Genomic DNA, 19,387 nt, shown 5'->3' on the forward strand with positions numbered 1-19,387 from the left:
ACACACGGCGGGTGCTAACGTCCGTCGTGGAAAGGGAAACAACCCAGACCGCCAGCTAAGGTCCCAAATACCAGTTAAGTGGGAAACGATGTGGGAAGGCCCAGACAGCTAGGAGGTTGGCTTAGAAGCAGCCATCCTTTAAAGAAAGCGTAATAGCTCACTAGTCGAGTCGGCCTGCGCGGAAGATATACCGGGGCTAAAACTGGTAACCGAAGCTGCGGATGCTCTTAGGAGCATGGTAGAGGAGCGTTGTGTAAGCCGTTGAAGGTGGATCGGGAGGTCTGCTGGAGGTATCACAAGTGCGAATGCTGACATGAGTAACGACAAGGGAGGTGAAAAACCTCCCCGCCGGAAGACCAAGGGTTCCTGTCCAACGCTAATCGGGACAGGGTTAGTCGACCCCTAAGGCGAGGGCGAAAGCCGTAGTCGATGGGAAACAGGTTAATATTCCTGTACTCGCTATTGCTGCGACGGAGTGACGGAGAAGGCTAGGCCAGCATGGCGATTGGTTGTCCATGTTTAAGGTTGTAGGCTGGGGACTTAGGCAAATCCGGGTCCCTAAGGCTGAGAACTGATGACGAAGCCCACTTAGTGGGTGAAGTGGTTGATGCCCTGCTTCCAGGAAAAACTTCTAAGCTTCAGGCAATAGTGAATCGTACTCTAAACCGACACAGGTGGTCAGGTAGAGAATACCAAGGCGCTTGAGAGAACTCTGGTGAAGGAACTAGGCAAAATGGTACCGTAACTTCGGGAGAAGGTACGCCGGTTTTGGTGATGGGACTTGCTCCCTAAGCTGAGGCCGGTCGAAGTGACCAGGTGGCTGCGACTGTTTATTAAAAACATAGCACTCTGCAAACTCGTAAGAGGACGTATAGGGTGTGACGCCTGCCCGGTGCCGGAAGGTTAATTGATGGGGTTAGCTTCGGCGAAGCTCTTGATCGAAGCCCCGGTAAACGGCGGCCGTAACTATAACGGTCCTAAGGTAGCGAAATTCCTTGTCGGGTAAGTTCCGACCTGCACGAATGGCGTAACGATGGCCACGCTGTCTCCACCAGAGACTCAGTGAAATTGAAATCGCTGTTAAGATGCAGTGTACCCGCGGCTAGACGGAAAGACCCCGTGAACCTTTACTACAGCTTTGCACTGAACTTTGAGCCTACTTGTGTAGGATAGGTGGGAGGCTTTGAAGCAGTAACGCTAGTTACTGTGGAGCCGTCCTTGAAATACCACCCTGGTATGTTTGAGGTTCTAACTCTGGTCCGTTATCCGGATCGAGGACAGTGTATGGTGGGTAGTTTGACTGGGGCGGTCTCCTCCCAAAGAGTAACGGAGGAGTACGAAGGTGCACTCAGCATGGTCGGAAATCATGCAATGAGCATAATGGTATAAGTGCGCTTGACTGCGAGTCAGACATGACGAGCAGGTACGAAAGTAGGTCATAGTGATCCGGTGGTTCTGTATGGAAGGGCCATCGCTCAACGGATAAAAGGTACTCCGGGGATAACAGGCTGATACCGCCCAAGAGTTCACATCGACGGCGGTGTTTGGCACCTCGATGTCGGCTCATCACATCCTGGGGCTGAAGCCGGTCCCAAGGGTATGGCTGTTCGCCATTTAAAGTGGTACGCGAGCTGGGTTTAGAACGTCGTGAGACAGTTCGGTCCCTATCTGCCGTGGGCGTTGGAAATTTGAGAAGAGTTGCTCCTAGTACGAGAGGACCGGAGTGAACGAACCTCTGGTGTTCGGGTTGTCACGCCAGTGGCATTGCCCGGTAGCTATGTTCGGACGGGATAACCGCTGAAAGCATCTAAGCGGGAAGCCTCCTTCAAGATTAGATTTCCCTGACTCCTTGAGAGTCCTAAAGGGCCGTGGAAGACTACCACGTTGATAGGCTGGGTGTGGAAGCGTTGTGAGGCGTTGAGCTAACCAGTACTAATTGCCCGTGCGGCTTGACCATACAACAGAGATGGTTACTAACGACTAGCTAAGCTAGCGGATTGTGGAATGAAAGACACACAATGATCGCTTGCGGTGTATTACTACAGATTGTTTTACCGACTTATTTGGGGTTATCGCCGGTCAACAGACCGAGGCAAACAGCGATAACACGGCAGGCCAAGCAAAATTGCTTATAAGACCAGCGCCAACCCAAGCCAGTTTGCCTGACGACAATAGAGTTGTGGAACCACCTGATCCCTTGCCGAACTCAGAAGTGAAACGCAACATCGCCGATGGTAGTGTGGGGCTTCCCCATGTGAGAGTAGGTCATCGTCAGGCTTCTAATCCGAAAAGGGCCACCCAATAGGGTGGCCCTTTTTTTATGTAAAAAAAATTGAATGCATCAAAAAATAAAAACAGAGAATAAAAAATAAATTCAAAATACAGAAAAATAAAAAGCCCAATCGAATTTTTACTCGCAACACTCCCGCCGAAAAATCCAACTCGCTAAAAGCTAATGAAAAAAGCGCAGGCTCTTAAAAGCTCCGAGGAGCCTTCCCTCCTATAAATAAAGCACTTTCTTAAATTTTTTCTGTAAGGAAAAAATGAAAATACAAAAAAATAGCGCGCTTTATTTAATCTGCACCTCAAGCACCACCAAAAAAACACCTGAAATTAAAAAGTGCTCTTTAGCCTAGAAAAATCATTGCGTTGAAAAAAACGGCGCAGAAATACCAATAAAAATACCGGTGATTTTTTGCACGTTTTAATGAACCTGTGCAACCACGGGGCCTGGCGCGGATATACCGCAGTTATGCACAAGTCTATCCAGACTTTCTGTTAATAACGCCAAGCGGTGGACAGTGGATAAATGGCTGGTGTTTTTTTACCCGTTGAAAAGGCCCCCGCAGAAACAGGGGCCTGAGCGTGGATATCCCTGAGTTATACACAGCTCTATCCATGGATTCTGTTAGTAATTAGCTCAAATAACACTAGAACTTATAAAACTATACAGTCAGAGCCTGTTTCTAGACCCTAGCCAGAGGGTGTCTTGCACTTTTAACTATACTGACAGGTCATAGGCGCCTAAATAGTTGTGCCGTGTGAATAACTTCCAGTTGGGACTAAGTGGTGAGGTGCACTAATGCGCTGGTCGATTCTTTATAGCTTGATTTTCCTGAGCCTGTTTCTGGGTAGTTTCACTTTTGCAAGTACCCTAATAGTGGGCAATAAATATGAAGGGACAGTCAGCTTTATTGACTTGGAAAATGGGAAGGAAATCAAGCGAACGGAAACTGGTGGATCTCCACACGAACTTATTTTGTCCCCGGATAAATCAAAGGTTGTGGTGGTTTCCTATTTGGAAGATGGCTACGTTGGCGAAGAGTTAAATGTCTTTGATGTGGCTACGGGCAAACGCTTGAGCATTATCGATATTAGCCCGCATATGGGCCCTCATGGTATTGCTTGGCTGGGAAGTGGTGATGACCTTATCGTGACCACTGAAGAAACTCATGATGTGATTAAGGTTGATACTGTTGCAGGCAAGGTACTCGGTTCTGTATCAACAGACCAGATAGGAAGCCACCTGCTGGCTTTATCTCCGGATACTAAAACTGCATATGTCACCAGTCGTGGGTCGGATACTTTCAGCGTGATCGATACGGACACTATGACCTTAAAAAAGACTCTTCCGGCCGGTGATGGTCCTGAGGCGGTATGGGTCAGTCCCGATGGGAAAGAGCTATGGATAGGTAATAATCGCTCAAAAAATATTTTCATCTTTGACACGGCTAGTTTAAAAAAGAAGGATGTCATTGATGTTGGTTACCTTCCCATTCGCATCAGTTTCCATCCCGAAGGGAAGCTGGTTGCAGTTGCGGATCTACAGGGAAACCGGGTGGTGATTTACGATGCGGCAACCCGCAAAGAGCTTAAGAGTATTGACTTAGGCGCTGCCTCTGCACGGGAACCGGCTTCTCTACTCTTTACCCCCGATGGTAAGTTTCTATATGCCGGATCACAGAGAGACGGGAAGGTGGTCGAAATAGATACCAACAAGTGGGAAATCAAGAGAATTTTTAGGGCTGGTCAGGGGGCTGATGGCTTGGAGTGGAGTCCGGTAACGATTCAGCCCGAGTAAATTCTATATAATATTTTTTAATGGTGGATGTTGTTAGAGGGCGACGGTGTAGATCATTAGATCCTGGGATTTTCCATCGATCGTAAGGTATGCGGGGATGGTGCTACTGTGGATTCCACCGGCCCGTCTTGCAACCGCAATGCTAGCGGTATTTTCAGAAAGGCAGTGTATTTTTATCTGGGCTACACCAGCTTGTCTTTTTAGTTCTTCGCAAATCCTCGCCACAACTTTCGCCATTACACCTTTGCCCTGGCAGTGAGCCGAGAGCCAGTAGCCAATTTCGGCACTCTTGTTTTTCTGATCAATTTCTTTGACACCGATTATTCCAGAGAGTTGGTCATTAAAAATGATCTTGTACCAGGCAGAGCCATTGTGTTTACTATAAATACGCTGGCAAATATATTGTTTGGTCGACTCCATATCCTGTACAGACTTTGCCCAGTACAAATATTTTTCCAAAAGTGGGCGGTTATCTTCTATTAGATAAAAAAGCTCCTGGGAATCTTTCTCCTGTAGAAATTCCAGATAAATATCTTCTGTTACCGTTAACCGCATGCGGTTTTTCTCCTTGGTGGTGGAATCTCTCAAGTGAGATGATGTTATAAAAATAAAGTTTTTTCTTAATAAGTTTACGAGGATTTGCCCCGGCACTTCAGACTTAGCGAATGAAACTCTTAAGGACTTTAGGTTTCCAGCATAAAGGTAACCGGGCCGTCATTGAGAAGAGACACTTGCATATCTGCGGCGAAGATTCCACTGGCTACCGGTGTAAATTGGGCATTAGCGCGCTCAAGAAAATAATCGTACAGGCCCTCGGCATGTTGTGGGCTGGCGCCGCGACTGAAGCTGGGTCGAAGGCCGCGTTCAGTTTCAGCGACTAGGGTAAACTGGCTCACGACAAGGAGCCCACCAGCGGCCTGTTGCACATTGTGGTTCATACGGCCGTTTTCATCGGGAAAAATCCGATAATTCAGTACCTTATGCAGTAATTTGTCTGCGCTTTCACGGTTGTCTTTAGACTCCACTCCCAACAGCAAGAGTATACCCTGCTCAATAGCACCCACCGACTGGCCAGACACCTCTACGCGGGCGTGGCTGACCCGTTGGATTAATCCTTTCATCTCAGACCTCTCTGTCTCTCTGGAACCCTGCGAGTAAATCGCCTAGATTAGCGGACTGATTCATGCTGAGAAACCGAGAATACCGTATGAAGAAACAGTTAATGGCACTCCTGGTTGGGGCTCTGGCCACAGCCGCTGTGCAGGCGGTGGAAACCTACCCCAAGAGTCAGACTATTGAGCACATAGATGAATACTTCGGTGTTGAGGTATCCGACCCCTTTCGTTGGATGGAGGATATGTCTAATGAAGAGGTTAAGGAGTGGGTCAAGGCACAGAACAAGCATGCGTTACCTCGCCTGAAGGATCTGCCAGGCTGGCAGAAGATCAACGATCGTCTCACTGAATTGTGGCGCTACGAGCGCTATGGCGTGCCCTATAAGAAAGGCGATAACTACTACTACGATTACAACAACGGCGACTGGGATCAGAACATTTTCTACCGCGCCGGGGAGCTTGCCCAGGATGGCAAGCCTATGCTGGACCCACGCAGCTTGAGTGAGGATGGCACCATCGCAGCGAAACGACTTAAGGTCAGCCCCAAGGGGCGTTACCTGGCCTATGGAATTTCGGATGGTGGCACGGACTGGACAGACTACCGTATTCGCGACTTAAAGACCGGCAAGGACCTAAAGGAGCAACTGACTGGGATCAAGTTCAGTGATGCCAGCTGGGCCCCAGATGAGTCGGGCTTCTATTACAGTCGTTACCCATTCAACAAGGATGGCAGTGCCGATGATAGCAAGCAGGTCGCTGTCTATTTCCATCGCCTGGGAGATTCCCAGGAGCGCGACCAATTGGTATACCGTATTACGGACCATCCCACTCGCAACCCTGATGCCGAGGTAAGCGATGATGGCAATTATCTGCTGTTCACCATTTTCGATGGTTATGATTCCAACGGCTTTTACTATCGCGACTTACGCGATGACACCGGCAAAGTCATCAAGCTGCTGGATGACTGGGATGGCCTCTATCAGTTTCTCGGTAATAAGGGCAGTACCTTCTTCTTCGAGACCAGTGCGGGCGCACCGCTGGGTCGGATAATTGCGATCGACCTGGCAAAGCCGCAGCGGAAATACTGGCGTGACCTGGTGCCGCAGGCAGGCAGCGCCCTGCAGAGTGCCAGCTATATTGGCGACCGATTCGTGCTGCACTATTTAAAAGATGCGAAGTCGCGAGTGCTGGTGACTGACACCAATGGTAAGAAGCAGTACGAGCTGAAATTGCCCGGCGTGGGCTCTGTGAAGGGTTTTTACGGTGAGCCGGATGAAGCGGAGACCTTTTATTCTTTCTCCAATTTCATTACCCCACCGAGTATTTATCACCTGAATGTGCAGACCGGTGAAAGCAAAATATTTAAGCAGCCGAAATACGCTGCAGACTTCTCTGACTTAACCGTGAGCCAGCACTTCTATAAGAGCAAAGACGGCACCCGTGTACCTTTATTCCTGGTGCATAAGAAGGGTATGAAGCGCGATGGCTCCAACCCCACACTGCTGTATGGTTATGGTGGTTTCAACTCTGCTCAGTTGCCACGCTTTTACAACCGCTTTGTGGGCTGGTTGGATATGGGCGGTACCTTGGCGCTGGCCAACCTGCGTGGGGGTAGCGAGTACGGTGATGCCTGGCATCAGGCGGGTACCAAGACCCAGAAGCAGAATGTCTTTGATGACTTTATCGCCGCAGCCGAGTGGCTAATCGCGGAGAAAGTTACCTCTCCAGAGAAGCTGGGTATCAGTGGGCGCTCCAATGGTGGATTACTCGCCGGCGCGACCCTGGTGCAGCGTCCGGACTTGTTTGCCGCGGCACTGCCGGTAGTGGGTGTGCTCGATATGCTGCGTTACCACACCGCTTCCGCCAACGCACGCCAGTGGTCCAGTGACTACGGTCTGAGCGAAAACCGCGAGGAATTTAAGGCATTGCATGCATACTCCCCGGTTCATAATACCCGTGAGGGCTCTTGCTACCCTGCCACCCTGATCACCACCGCCGACCGCGATGATCGTGTAGTGCCCTGGCACAGCTACAAGTTTGCGGCCGCGCTGCAGCGGGATCAGGGCTGTGAAAAGCCGATATGGCTCGCGGTGGAGACCCGGGCTGGCCACGGTGCCGGCAAGCCGGTGTGGATGCAGGTGGAGGACTTCGCCAACCAATGGAGCTTCCTCGCCCACCAGCTGGGAATGAAAATCGAGTAACCTTTCCCATCGACTCAATGTGTAGGTAGTGGGGGCCGTGTTGGTGCCCCCATTCAGACACTGCGGATTGGGTTTAACCCTGGGGCTGCATCAGCAACAGTGTTGGTGCACAGCCCACCTTGTCGAGATTGTAGTACTGCCTGCGGTTTACCCTCCCGGGGTGCGGAAGTCTTGGCAGAGGCTATCACTGGGTATGAATAACAAAAAATAATCATCCGGTGGATCTATGAAACATGCATTCGTGACCGGGGGCAGCGGCTTCCTCGGTGCCAACCTTGTCGAGCAACTGAAAGCCGATGGCTGGCGGGTAACCGCCATGCATCGCAAGACCTCCAACACAGAGAGGCTGCGCAACATGGGGGTGGAGCTGGTTGAGGCCTCCCTGAACGATTCAGACTCACTGCGCTCAGCTATTCCTGACGATGTCGATGCCCTTTTCCATATGGCGGCCAATACCAGTATGTGGCGCGGTGGCAATGCACAGCAGTGGAAGGACAATGTGGAGGGGGCGGCGAATATTGCAAAGGTTGCGAGGGAGAAAAGTGTTGGCCGTATGATCGTGACCAGTTCGATCTCCGCCTACGGTTACCACAAGGATACGATCACCGAAGAGAGCGAAAAGCGTGCAGACGATCCCCGCCATCATTATCTGTATACCAAAAAGCGTGAAGAAATAGCGGTACGCAAAGAGATCGACAAGGGATTGGATGCGGTATTTCTCAATCCTTGTGCAATCGTGGGGAAATTCGACACCAGTAGTTGGGCGCAGACATTTTTTCTAATCGATAAAAACCAATTGCCTGGCGTGCCGCCGGGTTGGGGGTCTTTCTGTCATGCCGGGGCGGTGGCTCGGGCGCATATCGAGGCGGTCGAAAAGGGTCGCTGTGGAGAGAATTATATCCTCGCCGGCACCGATGCCAGTTTTCTGGAATTTTTTGGCAAAATAGCCGAGCTGCTGCACAAGCCTGTGCCCAAGCGTACAACTCCCGCCTTCGTTATTCAGTCTATCGCCTGGTTCTCTGATGTATGGTCGCGTGTGAGTGGTAAGGAACCGGTAATTACCCCGGAAAAGGCCACCCTGGTGACGCGCCGGGTTGTAGCTAGCAGCTCCAAGGCAGAACGCGAACTCGGCTATCAATCAGAGGTGACATTGGATGCCATGTTGTGCGAATGTCGCGACTGGTTAGTAGAGCAAAAATTATTGGAGATAAAGTGAATCGCAGTAATATTATTTTTATCCTGGTTTCCTTGTTGTTGGTTCTGCAATTGATTCAGCACTATTTCTTTTCCGGAGCCCAATAGCACTAGTCCTCTCCTTTTTGCTGGCTGTGCTCGGTATTGTTACCGAGCGCCGTCACTGCTTGAGATTAAGGAAAATAAGTTTTAGGAACCTATTATGGAAGATAAACGCTGTGGCTGGTGCCTGTCCACCCCGCTATATAAAAGCTACCACGATGAGGAATGGGGTCGCCCGGTAACCGATGAGGCCACCCTGTTTGAGTTTCTGCTGTTGGAGGGGGCCCAGGCCGGGTTGTCATGGATAACCGTATTAAATAAGCGGGATAACTATCGCCGTCTTTTCGATAATTTCAATGCAGAAAAAATTGCGCGCTATACGCCGCGCAAGATAGAAAAGTTACTACAGGACCCGGGGATCATACGCAACCGTCTCAAAGTGGAGTCTGCGGTTAAAAATGCCCGCGCAACTCTGGCACTGCGAGAGAAAGGGCAAACACTCTCTGACTTTCTCTGGCAATTTACCGACGGCAAGGTGATCGTGAATAAACCCCGTTCCCTCAAGCAGGTACCGGCCAGTACAGCGGAATCTGATGTGATGAGTAAAGCGCTTAAAAAAGCCGGCTTTAGTTTTGTTGGCTCTACCATTATGTACGCCCATATGCAGGCCACGGGGATGGTTAATGACCATTTGCACACTTGCCCTGCGCGTCAGCGCTGCCTGGATGAAGCCGAGGCGGCGGGACTACTTTAGAAAGCAAATAACCGCTGTGGTTAGCCGGTTCCGATCTTTTTTATCAGCGCATTTGCCAATGAACAGGAGGACCCCTATGAGCCTTGATGGTATTGGTGAAAGTTACTGGCCTCTCTTCACTGCTGGCTTTTTACGGATTGCGGCCGCAGTGCTGGTTATTGCAGTGACTCTGGGGGTGGCCCACCTGGCGCGAAGCGCTATAAATCGATTAACCAGCCGGCTCGATGCGACACTCGTGCCGGTGCTGCGCAATATTGCGACCTGGGCTATTTATATTGTCGGGGCGCTGGTGGTTCTGGATGTGTTTGGGATCAATACCACGAGTCTGATTGCCTTACTCGGTGCCACCGGTTTGGCGGTGGGACTGGCCTTAAAGGATACCCTGCAAAATATTGCGGCCGGTTTTATTTTACTGAGTTTGCGCCCCTTTCGTGTCGGCGATGTGATTCAGTTTGGCCAGACCATGGGTACAGTGCGTCAGGTGGGTCTTTTTACCACTGCGTTGGATACTAGCGATGGCCTGCGAATTACAGCACCAAACAGCACCATTTGGGGGCAGACCCTCACCAATTACAGCCACAATCAGACTCGTCGTGTCGAAATAGTGGCGAGCATCGCCTACGGAGACGATATCGAGGCGGGTATACAGGTATTGCGCCGACTAGTGGCAGATGAACCGCGAATTCTACCGGAGCCTCAGCCGAGCTTCGAGGTTCGCGCACTGGGGGATAGTGCGGTGAACCTGCAAGTTCGGATTTGGACACCGACTGTTGAGTACTGGGATGTCTATTGGACTCTCATGAAGCGCTTGAAACCCGCCCTTGAGGGCGCGGGCTTAACGATTCCCTTCCCCCAGCGGGAACTGCATATTGTGCAGAAGCCCGAGTGGCCCGATCCCAGCTCCCCCGAGCCGAAGACATAACACAGAGCCCCAATGGTCCGCTATCTTAGGCGGAATCCTCACCAAGGCTGTTCGTCTCGACGCGCAGATATAGCGTTTGAAAGAGCTCGAATCGACAGTTCAAAGATTTCGTGTCAAAGTTAGCGGCGTTTTTTTGTACAACTTTTGACCGAGATAGGAAAATGCCGATTAAGCTGAACAACCCTTTGATCCCCAGCCTGCTGGCTGTCGCTATCCTTGCGGGCTGTCAGGGCGATAAGAGCGCTCAAGCAGGAGCGAATGCCGACAAAGCTCAAAGTGCCGTTGCCGAGGCCCCTGTAACCGTTGATGCGGTAGCTGAGACCAAGCGTCTGACCGAATGGTTGGATGCGCGTTACGAAGAGCAGCTGCAGTTCAGCCCCATGCAGCTGTCCTATCTCGGCCGCAAGGAGCAGTACGACCAGATCGACGATATGAGCGAAGCTGCTGAGGCGCGCCAGCTGGCCTGGATGGAAAAGGCCGTTGCAGAGCTGAAGAAGAACTTCGACTACGACAAACTGAGTCAAGAAGGGAAAACGTCCTACGATATTTGGGTTTACCAGTTTAAGCAGGCCAAAGCCGCCGAGCCCTTTAAGCGCCATGGCTATATTTTCGAGCAGATGGGCGGCGTGCAGTCGCAGCTGCCCAACTTTCTGCTGAACTTCCACAAGGTGGACAATATCGAGGATATGCAGGCGTATATCGCCCGTATCGGCGGTATTTCCCGGGCTATCAATCAGCTGCGCGAGCGCGCTGAGCAGTCTGCCAAAGAGGGCATTCGCCCACCGCGCTTCGCTTACGAGGGCGCGATCGAGCAGTCCAGCAAGCTGATCGACGGTGCTCCCTTCACCGATGGTGAGGACGCCCCCCTATGGGCCGGAGCCAAAGGCAAAGTCGCTGAACTGTTGGAAGCCGGCAAGATTGACCAGAAGCAGGCCGATAAGCTGACCGCAGATGCGCGCAAGGCTCTGGAGACCGAGTTCCTGCCTGCCTATAAGACCCTGGTTGCCTGGCTGAAGAAAGATGTACAGAAGGCCTCTGTAGAGCCTCAGGGCGCCAGCAGTCTGCCGAATGGTATGGCCTACTACAACCAGCGCCTGGCAAATACCACCACTACCAGCCTGACCGCCGATGAAATCCACAATATCGGCCTGAAGGAAGTAGCGCGTATTCGCAGCGAGATGGAGACCATCAAGAAGCAGGTGGGCTACGAGGGCAACCTGCAGGAGTTCTTCACCTTTATCCGTGAAGATGGCCAGTTTTACTATCCCAATACCGACGAAGGCCGCCAGGGTTACCTGGATGATTCCACGGCTTTCCTCGACAACATCACCAAGAAACTGCCGGACTACTTCGGCCTGCTGCCCAAGGCGGAGCTGGTGGTTAAGCGGGTGGAATCTTTCCGCGAGCAGGATGGTGGTGCCCAGCACTACTACCCGGGTACTCCAGACGGTTCTCGCCCTGGCATCTACTATGCGCACCTGTCTGACATGAGCGCCTACTCCACGACTGATATGGAAACTGTGGCTTACCACGAGGGCAACCCCGGCCACCATATGCAGATTTCCATCGCGCAGGAACTGGAGGATATCCCACAGTTTCGTACCCAGGCGCACTTCACCGTATATGTAGAAGGCTGGGCCCTGTACTCTGAGAAACTGGCTAAGGAGATGGGTGCATTCGAGGACCCCTACAACCTGTTTGGCCATCTGACCGCAGAAATGTGGCGCGCCATCCGCTTGGTAGTGGATACCGGCATGCACGCCAAGGGTTGGAGCGAGGAGCAGGCGGTAGAATACTTCCTGGAAAACTCTGCGATCCCTGAAACAGCCGTGCGCTCCGAAGTACGCCGCTATCTGGTGTGGCCGGGTCAGGCTACCGCCTACAAGATCGGGATGCTGAAGATTCAGGAACTGCGCAAGCAGGCTGAGGAGCAGCTGGGCGAAAAATTCGATATCCGCGGTTTCCATGACACCGTACTGGGTGGCGGTGCACTGCCGGTCCCAGTCCTGGAGAGCCGAGTGGCTGCTTGGGTGGACTCAATTAAGAGCGCTTAAAAGCTAACTTGGTTATTGAATTAAAGCCGGGCATTGCCCGGCTTTTTTATGAGGGTGACTCTTACCTTTCCCATTTTTAAATTGTTTGGCCAAAGAGAAAAAGTTAAAGCTCTCATTATTCATTAAACCTTAAGAGCGCAACGGAACTGCTGGGTAAATTTTCAAGCTGAAACTGTTGGGAAAGTTTGACAGTGAACTATGTGGGTTGGAGGGAGTTAAAAAATTGTTTTCTCAGAATTATTAGGTTGACTTAAGATTTTCTCAGCTTTTTCAGGTTTTTTAAAGTCGACGTTAATCCATTCGGTTGAGGTGTCGGATAATGTTTCTTAAGCTACATTTATTCTCTTTGATTAATTTTTCTGAGTAATATTTGAGGTGATGCAATAAGTCATAGTCGAATATGCCCACGAAAGGATGGTCAATATCTACGTTGAGAAAATCGTATTCGATACGCCCCTTTTGGGAAAGAATCTTGGCAATCTCTAAAGTGTAAAGTTGGTTTTTATCCATAGAACGCTGTATGTTGGTTAAAGCATCATGAGCCCAGTGAATGCGTCCCCATTTTCTCAGCGAGTGGTACTTCATACTTGAGCTTAGTAGTTTTGGGTATCCAGAGCACAAGACCAGTATGTAGTATTTTTTTTCTGGGAATTCATGAATAATGTCTCTTAGAATTAAACTAGACGGGTTGTTTATAGCTATAGCCGCATCTGCAAATACACAACAAATACCCTTTTCTTTAGCTGTTGGGTAAATTTTGAAGGAAGATTGAAAGTTGGACTTCATCGATTCAAAAGAGACTGGAGGGAAAGCCGTCTCGGCACTAGCTGCAGCTGTTACCAGTTGGTATAGGCTATTTGTAGGTAAATCTAGGGCCGCATCTCCTCGATTTTTGAATAAAAAGATTTCTCCACTATCTATGTTTAATGTTGGAATAATAACGTAGTTATCTAAATCATTAAATTTTAAATCTTTTGTGTAGTATTTCTCCATGATCTCATGTAGGCGTCGGCCGAAATAGGCTGGTGAGAAGAGCCCAGCCCCAGTGAGCAGCTTGTGATACCAGGGGGATTTAAAGATATAAGTAGTTTCATCTTTATAAATATTTATTAGGTAGTCTAGGTGAGAAATATTTTTCCCATAGTAGTCTGGAATAGCTTTACCTGGGATGTTGATTCCAGTTGCTATAACGGCTCCAGTGGATACTCCGGCAAAAACATCAAATACTTCATTAATCGGTTTTCCTAGGTTTTTTTCTATATATTGCAGGACATAGAGGGGGATAAGTCCGCGAACGCCCCCGCCCGTAATGATTAGTACTTTGATTGTGTCTTTATCTTGCAGATGATCTAAGTTTCTAACAAATCTTTTTGAGATAAATTCTCTGTTAAAGGTGACTGATTGAGGGAAGCATTTGTTATAAATGTAGGCCGTAAGAGCATAGGCTCCAGATAAAGTTGTTAAGGTGAAGAATAGTCTTTTGGTTAGCTGACCGGCCAGTTTCAACATAAAAGGAAACCATGTTTGTTCAGTAACTAGTCCTTAGGCAATGCACCTTTCTCATCGCGGAACTATTGTAATGTAAAATTTATACCTAATATGAAAATCGTTTGGTTTTGATTTATATGACCCCAAAGAGGAGAATGTCTTTTGATATCACCTGTTGAAAGTAAGGTGTCTAGCTTATGGAAGGAATTAGAACTTAAAAAAGGCTGTGTATGAAAAAAATTATCATTATTTTATGTTTGTTAATTGCCCAATTAGTTGCTGTTCCACTTTGGGCCAAGACGGATACTAAGGCGGTTTCTACCGAAATTACCGTGCGTGCCAAGGCCAAGGATGCCAAATTTATCGGTTCCTCCATTGGGGGTGCCATGGTCATTATCCGTGCGGCAGATACAGGGGAAATTCTCGCACAGGGCCTGACTCAAGGGAGCACCGGCGATACTGGTAAGATTATGAAGACCCCGCGTGAGCGCTATGTGCCTATCGCCGAGGGGGCGGCTAAATTCACCGCTAATCTGGAGATTAGTGAGCCAGTTTTTCTTACCATTGAGGTGCTGGCCCCCTACATCAAAAAGCAGGCCCGCGTGGTGGCGCAGACCCAGACCTGGTTGGTGCCCGGCAAGCCTATTGGTGGCGAGGGCTTGATTGTGGAAATCCCCGGCATGGTGGTGGACCTGCTCAGCCCACAGACTCACCTCTACACCGGTTTGGATAAGAGTCCATTCGAGATCCGCGCCAATGTGGTGATGATGTGTGGTTGTTCCTTCACCGATGGTGGCTTATGGGATGGCAGCAAGATTGAAGTCACTGCGATAGTGAAGCGAAATGGAGGCGAATTTGCCACAGTGCCACTGAAAATCCAGGACACTATGAATACCTTTAGTGCGCCCTTCGCCACGGATTTACCCGGCGTCTACGAAATTCTGGTTTACGCTTATGACGCTAAAACCGGAAATACCGGTGTTGATAGGGGCAGTTTTATTGTGAAATAAACTGGATTGGCCGGGGCCAAGGCAATGAGCAGAAATAGGACAGGGGACTATGAGGTGTTTATGCACGGTATGAATACGCGAGTCCCCGGCTTTTATCGCTCCGCTGTAAATCCCGGTCAGGTGCTCCTGCTGGGCCTCTGCTATGACGGGGCGTGAACAAAAGGGAGCGCTGTCCCGGCGCGAGCTGCTGGAGGAGCACCGCCCAGAACGGATCCACGCCCGCCTGGGGCGAGAGCCGAAATCTCAACGGGTCTCCGATTTTGTTCTGGGGGCCATCGATGGCTGCGTTACTACCTTTGCCATAGTGGCCGGGGCCTTCGGTGCGGGTTTTTCCGAGTCGGTCGTGCTGGTCATGGGGTTCGCCAACCTGATTGCGGATGGCTTCAGTATGGCGGTGAGCAATTACGAGGCCGTCAGTGTGGAGCGTGAACAAGCTGCGGCGGCGACGCGTATCGAACGCGAGCATATCGCACTGGTACCCGAGGGAGAGCGAGAGGAGATTCGCCAGATATTCCATCGCAAGGGATTTCGCGGGCAGGTGCTGGACGAGATCGTCACTACCATTACCGCCAATCGCCAGCTATGGATTGAGACCATGTTGGCGGAGGAATACGGTATCAGTCGGACCAAACGCAAACCTCTGGGCAGTGCTTTGGTGACCTTCTTCGCATTTATTGGCATGGGCACCGTGCCGCTGTTGCCCTACCTTTTCCCGCCACTGAACTCTTCACAACAGTTCTATAGCAGCGTTATTCTGGCGGCTTTAACCTTCTTTGCCATCGGTCTGTGCAAGGGCCTGGTATTTTCCCAAAAGGTTTGGATGGCGGGCTTCAAGACTCTGGTATTTGGTGGCGGTGCCGCCGCGCTGGCATTCGCTGTAGGCTTCTTCCTGCGCGACCTTATCACTTGACCTAGGCGGCTACTACCCGGTTGCGGCCACTGTTCTTTGCCCGGTACATACGCTTGTCCGCCTCCGCCAGTAGTTGGTTGTGAGGGTTGCCGCTTCCCTCTACCACGCCAAAACTGATGGAAACTTTTACCGGCTGTACGTAGCGGCGGCTCAGGGCCTCAACCTTGCGACGCAATTTTTCTGCCAGCACCCTGCCGCCGCGCACATCGGTATTGGGCAACAGCAACAGAAACTCCTCTCCGCCCCAGCGTGCAACAACATCCTCTGCGCGGGTGTTTTCCCCGAGAATTTTCGCTACGTCCTGCAAGATGCGGTCACCAAAGCCGTGGCCGTAGGTATCGTTAATGCTTTTAAAGTTGTCCAGGTCGCCAATCAGTATCACGTAGCGGCCCTGTAACTCCTTGTTGCGCCGTTCCATATCGTGGATAGCCCGGTAGGCCTCTCGGCGGTTCGCCAGCCCGGTGAGAGCATCGGTGGAGGCACTTTTTTCCAGTTCACCGGTGAGGCGTTCGAGTAGCTGTTGGGTGTGATGGCGACTGCTGTCGAGTAGTGCGGTGAGAGCGGTAAGAGCGCCAAAGACCGCAATAAAACGTGCGCGATAGGCGGTGTCATATTCCGCCTTCAGGCCGGGGAAATCCGGGTAGAAAAGAGCCGTCGCGGTGACTAGGCCGATGGCGATCAGCGCCACTGTGCCGGTCTTATAGCCGTATAAATTGATAAATCCTGGCACCAACATCACCGCCCACATTAGGCCAGTGTTGTTAACCCCGCCGGATAACAGCAGATAAAAGTAGAGTACCAATAAAAGAATGCCTACCAGTAGCGGTGTTTTTTGGCTGGGGCCCATCACATTGATGGTGACATAGGAGCAGAGTATCACTACTGCGGCGGCGGAAAGGGTCGTGGCCTGCAGAATATCGGCGGCGCTCAGGGCAATAACCGCCATGGCACCGGTTACTGCCATGGCAAAAATTAACATGTAGGAGGAGGCCATGATACGGCGGCGCAGGTCGATGCGCTCCAGCTCCGCCACCGGTGTGCCTAGTGCGGTGTGATGCTTGTTATACCCTGAGTTCATAGTCGTCTCTGTTCCTGTACAGACTGCAACTTCCGTCGGTCGTAAGCGCGATTCCTGTCACTTAATTCACCGGCAGAGTGAAGCTGCGCCGAGTATAGGAGGATTCGCCCGATGACCAAAGCCGCGAGCTACAGTATCTGTAAAGCAAACGTTAGAACTGAGAAACCGTGACACAAATTCATCTGACTTGGGGCAATATCCTGACATTACGTGGGGACGCACTGGTGTGCCCCGCGCACAAACATCTTATTCGCGGGCGCGGCCTTTCGGCGCAGATTTATGCACAGGGTGGCGTTGAACTTGCGACTCAGTGTGGTAGGCAACTGAAGTGTGCCGTTGGTGAGGCGCGGCTAACCAACGCCTATCATCTGCCGGTGGATTATCTGCTGCACACGGTTACGCCGCAGTGGAGCAGTGGTGATCAATGGGGCGCTTTGGCCATTGGCCAGCTACGGCGTTGTTATGAGAGTGTGTTGTGTCTTGCGAGGGAGAAGGGGTTGAAGCGTATTCTCTTTCCCGCATTGGGTGCGGGTACCAATCGATTTCCCCATGCCATTTCCGCACACCAGGCCCTGGAAGTTCTCAATGAGTATTCCGGTGAATTTGATCAACTGACGGTTTGTTTACATTCTCCCGCCGCTCTTGGAGAGTGGGAGAGGGTTGAGCGGCGTTTCTACACGGTGTGAGATTACCTGATCACAAAAGTGTACTGTCGTGCTTATTTAGTAAGGGCTAATTAAGCCTTTTCACAATGCCCTTGAAAAAGGCTGAAGAAGTTGTTCCTTAACTAGAAGTTAGGCACTTACAAAGCTGAGCGCGAGGAGATAATAAAGCTTGAAAAATCGTCCAGTGAATTTCAAGCCTCCCTACCCCGCATGGGAGCTAGACCTTCCCTCTAACCATTGGTATGTCCAGTGCCAGGTTGGCTTACAGTTTGCGAGTGGACAACGTGACGATTCGCTATTCCGATTATTGGCCAGGTTTTTATCCAGTGCTAAAGGCTTGCTGCACTTTGAGCGGGCGGGACACATCGATGTTCAGGGAGCTTATGACGATATTGCTATAGCCTATTGGGACAACGATGAATCAATGGGGAAATGGCTTAGGGAAGAAGCTACTGAGTTACGGGAAATTATTCAGAGTAAGTCGGGATTTTGGTATGAGGCATTAGCCGCTCCACGCTCACACTTTGAAGTATCTTCCTCCACACCTGTGGCTGACTGGGGGATTTTTCGCCACTTTGATATTTGTGAGCAGCATGAGCACGCTTACTGGGGTGCGATGCGGGATCGAATTAGTGCGGCGGAGAATGATGGGCTTCCGGGCCAACTGCAAACCTTGCGGGCAATACCGGTTGGGAAACAGTCAGATACAGAAATATCTCTTCCCGGTAATTTATGTATGATCCGTACAGTTCAAGGGTACTCGGCAGCCAGTTCCGCGGAGCGGCATGCCTACCGGGAATCTCTGTGTTCCGAGTATGAACAGGGGGTGCATTATTTGCAGTCAAACCCAATAGAATCGCGCTGTCTTAGTGCTCGCCTGTTAAATGATGAGCATCCTGCACTGGGCAGGCCGGACACTGAAACTATTGCTTGGTTTGCATCCCTGGCGGATTTGGAAAACTGGGTACATCACCACCCTACCCATAAAGCTATTTATGCGGCTGCGCAGTGTTATGCGAGTCGCTTCGCCTCTGGGATGCAACTTTTGTTGAGTCACGAAGTGGCAGTAGTGCCGCATGGCAAGGGGCGGGCTTTTTATCAGGGCTGCCATCCTGATACAGGGTTGAAGCGTTTTCTCAAGTAAAAGTAAAGTGTATCGGTAGCTCTCAGAAAAGTGATATAGACACCTTAAAATAAAAGCAGTGAAGTTATTTTAATGTGTTATTACATGGCAATTAAGTCGGTTCCATACGAAATTGATGACATTATTCGCAAGGTATATAAATACTCTGATTTGGGTAATTATCTCGATGAGGAGAATCGTTTTCTAAGAAATCTGGTTTCCGAGGGATCAACGCTTATAGATTTTGGTTGCGGTAATGGTCGTCATCTCAGGCTATTAAACGATCGTCTTGAACTCGGATTGGGAATAGATAATGACCGTGGGCATATTGCGAGTGCACGAAATTTGAGTAAAGGAATAAGAAACCTCCAATTTTTACTTGCAGATGCCAAGACATTTACATCGGAGCGTAGGTACTCTATCGCCATATCTATGTATAACACGGTTGGTAATATTTACCCAGCGAGTAGAGTCATCGAAGTAATGCAGAGTGTATGCCAACGTAAAGGGAAATTAATTGTCAGCGTTTTCTCAGAACAATCTATCGAAGAAAGAGTGGTGTTTTATCAGAAAATTGGTTTTGGTATAAAGCGGGTTTCAGAGAGTTCCATTCTGACAGACAAAGGTGTGGAGTCCTCTCATTATAGCAGGGTACAACTTTCTAAGTTGATTCCTGAGGCTGAAATTATACCCTGTAGCAAATTTGGGTGGCTGGCGGTTAAGTCAGTTTAAATGAATCTGATGACCGAT

General features: G+C 50.3%; 16 protein-coding genes and 2 rRNA genes (1 of these 18 running past the window's edge). 14 read left to right on the top strand and 4 right to left on the bottom strand.

The window, feature by feature from the left end:
- The 3 genes from ACJJIV_RS12115 to ACJJIV_RS12125 all read left to right on the top strand — a co-directional run.
- Positions 1-1,957: ribosomal RNA gene (locus tag ACJJIV_RS12115) — 23S ribosomal RNA — on the top strand (it extends 925 nt beyond the left edge of the window).
- Between the two features lie 204 nt (positions 1,958-2,161).
- Positions 2,162-2,277: ribosomal RNA gene (gene rrf / locus ACJJIV_RS12120) — 5S ribosomal RNA — on the top strand.
- A gap of 805 nt (positions 2,278-3,082) precedes the next feature.
- The gene (locus tag ACJJIV_RS12125; RefSeq protein ID WP_444889108.1) at positions 3,083-4,081 is read left to right on the top strand and encodes a YncE family protein; all 999 of its coding nucleotides are present in this window, start codon (positions 3,083-3,085) and stop codon (positions 4,079-4,081) included.
- Between the two features lie 33 nt (positions 4,082-4,114).
- Here the strand turns inward: ACJJIV_RS12125 and ACJJIV_RS12130 are convergent, their stop codons facing one another.
- Both ACJJIV_RS12130 and dtd read right to left on the bottom strand, forming a co-directional pair.
- Positions 4,115-4,636: a GNAT family N-acetyltransferase gene (locus ACJJIV_RS12130; RefSeq protein WP_444887500.1), complete on the bottom strand. Its 522-nt coding sequence runs from the start codon at positions 4,634-4,636 to the stop codon at positions 4,115-4,117.
- A gap of 128 nt (positions 4,637-4,764) precedes the next feature.
- Positions 4,765-5,202, bottom strand: coding sequence for a D-aminoacyl-tRNA deacylase (dtd, locus tag ACJJIV_RS12135; RefSeq protein ID WP_444889109.1), 438 nt, complete (start codon positions 5,200-5,202; stop codon positions 4,765-4,767).
- Positions 5,203-5,264: 62 nt separating this feature from the next.
- On the opposite strand from dtd, the gene ACJJIV_RS12140 reads away from it, so the two are divergent.
- The 5 genes from ACJJIV_RS12140 (at position 5,265) to ACJJIV_RS12160 (ending at position 12,363) form a co-directional block, all read left to right on the top strand.
- Positions 5,265-7,397: a prolyl oligopeptidase family serine peptidase gene (locus ACJJIV_RS12140; RefSeq protein ID WP_444889110.1), complete on the top strand. Its 2,133-nt coding sequence runs from the start codon at positions 5,265-5,267 to the stop codon at positions 7,395-7,397.
- 226 nt (positions 7,398-7,623) lie between these two features.
- The gene (locus ACJJIV_RS12145) at positions 7,624-8,613 is read left to right on the top strand and encodes an SDR family oxidoreductase (protein WP_252083739.1); all 990 of its coding nucleotides are present in this window, start codon (positions 7,624-7,626) and stop codon (positions 8,611-8,613) included.
- A gap of 180 nt (positions 8,614-8,793) precedes the next feature.
- Complete coding sequence (locus ACJJIV_RS12150; RefSeq protein ID WP_444889111.1) at positions 8,794-9,387, top strand: DNA-3-methyladenine glycosylase I; 594 nt, start codon at positions 8,794-8,796, stop codon at positions 9,385-9,387.
- 76 nt (positions 9,388-9,463) lie between these two features.
- Entirely contained in the window at positions 9,464-10,309 is an 846-nt protein-coding gene (locus ACJJIV_RS12155; RefSeq protein WP_444889112.1) for a mechanosensitive ion channel family protein, read from the top strand.
- Between the two features lie 161 nt (positions 10,310-10,470).
- Positions 10,471-12,363 (top strand): DUF885 domain-containing protein, encoded by a 1,893-nt coding sequence (locus tag ACJJIV_RS12160; RefSeq protein ID WP_444889113.1) that lies wholly within the window; start codon positions 10,471-10,473, stop codon positions 12,361-12,363.
- A 291-nt stretch (positions 12,364-12,654) separates the two neighbouring features.
- Here the strand turns inward: ACJJIV_RS12160 and ACJJIV_RS12165 are convergent, their stop codons facing one another.
- Positions 12,655-13,872 (bottom strand): patatin-like phospholipase family protein, encoded by a 1,218-nt coding sequence (locus ACJJIV_RS12165; protein WP_444889114.1) that lies wholly within the window; start codon positions 13,870-13,872, stop codon positions 12,655-12,657.
- A 209-nt stretch (positions 13,873-14,081) separates the two neighbouring features.
- On the opposite strand from ACJJIV_RS12165, the gene ACJJIV_RS12170 reads away from it, so the two are divergent.
- The 3 genes from ACJJIV_RS12170 to ACJJIV_RS12180 are packed head-to-tail and all read left to right on the top strand — an operon-like array spanning position 14,082 to position 15,771.
- Entirely contained in the window at positions 14,082-14,861 is a 780-nt protein-coding gene (locus ACJJIV_RS12170) for a hypothetical protein (RefSeq protein WP_252083734.1), read from the top strand.
- 24 nt (positions 14,862-14,885) lie between these two features.
- A complete protein-coding gene (locus ACJJIV_RS12175; protein ID WP_444889115.1) occupies positions 14,886-15,017 on the top strand; it encodes a hypothetical protein in 132 nt (43 codons plus the stop codon).
- Complete coding sequence (locus ACJJIV_RS12180) at positions 15,004-15,771, top strand: VIT1/CCC1 transporter family protein (protein WP_444889116.1); 768 nt, start codon at positions 15,004-15,006, stop codon at positions 15,769-15,771. The genes ACJJIV_RS12175 and ACJJIV_RS12180 overlap by 14 nt, the downstream gene beginning before the upstream one ends.
- 1 nt (position 15,772) lies before the next feature.
- On the opposite strand, the gene ACJJIV_RS12185 is transcribed toward ACJJIV_RS12180, so the two are convergent.
- On the bottom strand, positions 15,773-16,849 hold the full coding sequence (locus tag ACJJIV_RS12185) for a GGDEF domain-containing protein (RefSeq protein ID WP_252083732.1): 1,077 nt from the start codon (positions 16,847-16,849) through the stop codon (positions 15,773-15,775).
- A gap of 167 nt (positions 16,850-17,016) precedes the next feature.
- Between ACJJIV_RS12185 and ACJJIV_RS12190 the strand changes: the two genes are divergently transcribed.
- The 3 genes from ACJJIV_RS12190 (at position 17,017) to ACJJIV_RS12200 (ending at position 19,369) form a co-directional block, all read left to right on the top strand.
- A complete protein-coding gene (locus tag ACJJIV_RS12190; RefSeq protein ID WP_252083731.1) occupies positions 17,017-17,535 on the top strand; it encodes a macro domain-containing protein in 519 nt (172 codons plus the stop codon).
- A 148-nt stretch (positions 17,536-17,683) separates the two neighbouring features.
- Entirely contained in the window at positions 17,684-18,658 is a 975-nt protein-coding gene (locus tag ACJJIV_RS12195; RefSeq protein ID WP_444889117.1) for a phenylacetaldoxime dehydratase family protein, read from the top strand.
- 84 nt (positions 18,659-18,742) lie between these two features.
- Positions 18,743-19,369 (top strand): class I SAM-dependent methyltransferase, encoded by a 627-nt coding sequence (locus ACJJIV_RS12200; RefSeq protein WP_444889118.1) that lies wholly within the window; start codon positions 18,743-18,745, stop codon positions 19,367-19,369.
- The last annotated feature ends 18 nt before the right edge of the window (positions 19,370-19,387 follow it).

It is taken from the genome of Microbulbifer mixtoriginis (SeqCode), assembly GCF_052466765.1.

What these genes read in the sequence shown, in the direction of transcription:
- ACJJIV_RS12125 (WP_444889108.1), top strand. Translation starts at nt 3,083, where the DNA reads ATGCGCTGGTCGATTCTTTATAGCTTGATTTTCCTGAGCCTGTTTCTG.
- ACJJIV_RS12130 (WP_444887500.1), bottom strand. Translation starts at nt 4,636, where the DNA reads ATGCGGTTAACGGTAACAGAAGATATTTATCTGGAATTTCTACAGGAG.
- dtd (WP_444889109.1), bottom strand. Translation starts at nt 5,202, where the DNA reads ATGAAAGGATTAATCCAACGGGTCAGCCACGCCCGCGTAGAGGTGTCT.
- ACJJIV_RS12140 (WP_444889110.1), top strand. Translation starts at nt 5,265, where the DNA reads ATGCTGAGAAACCGAGAATACCGTATGAAGAAACAGTTAATGGCACTC.
- ACJJIV_RS12145 (WP_252083739.1), top strand. Translation starts at nt 7,624, where the DNA reads ATGAAACATGCATTCGTGACCGGGGGCAGCGGCTTCCTCGGTGCCAAC.
- ACJJIV_RS12150 (WP_444889111.1), top strand. Translation starts at nt 8,794, where the DNA reads ATGGAAGATAAACGCTGTGGCTGGTGCCTGTCCACCCCGCTATATAAA.
- ACJJIV_RS12155 (WP_444889112.1), top strand. Translation starts at nt 9,464, where the DNA reads ATGAGCCTTGATGGTATTGGTGAAAGTTACTGGCCTCTCTTCACTGCT.
- ACJJIV_RS12160 (WP_444889113.1), top strand. Translation starts at nt 10,471, where the DNA reads ATGCCGATTAAGCTGAACAACCCTTTGATCCCCAGCCTGCTGGCTGTC.
- ACJJIV_RS12165 (WP_444889114.1), bottom strand. Translation starts at nt 13,872, where the DNA reads ATGTTGAAACTGGCCGGTCAGCTAACCAAAAGACTATTCTTCACCTTA.
- ACJJIV_RS12170 (WP_252083734.1), top strand. Translation starts at nt 14,082, where the DNA reads ATGAAAAAAATTATCATTATTTTATGTTTGTTAATTGCCCAATTAGTT.
- ACJJIV_RS12175 (WP_444889115.1), top strand. Translation starts at nt 14,886, where the DNA reads ATGAGCAGAAATAGGACAGGGGACTATGAGGTGTTTATGCACGGTATG.
- ACJJIV_RS12180 (WP_444889116.1), top strand. Translation starts at nt 15,004, where the DNA reads ATGACGGGGCGTGAACAAAAGGGAGCGCTGTCCCGGCGCGAGCTGCTG.
- ACJJIV_RS12185 (WP_252083732.1), bottom strand. Translation starts at nt 16,849, where the DNA reads ATGAACTCAGGGTATAACAAGCATCACACCGCACTAGGCACACCGGTG.
- ACJJIV_RS12200 (WP_444889118.1), top strand. Translation starts at nt 18,743, where the DNA reads ATGGCAATTAAGTCGGTTCCATACGAAATTGATGACATTATTCGCAAG.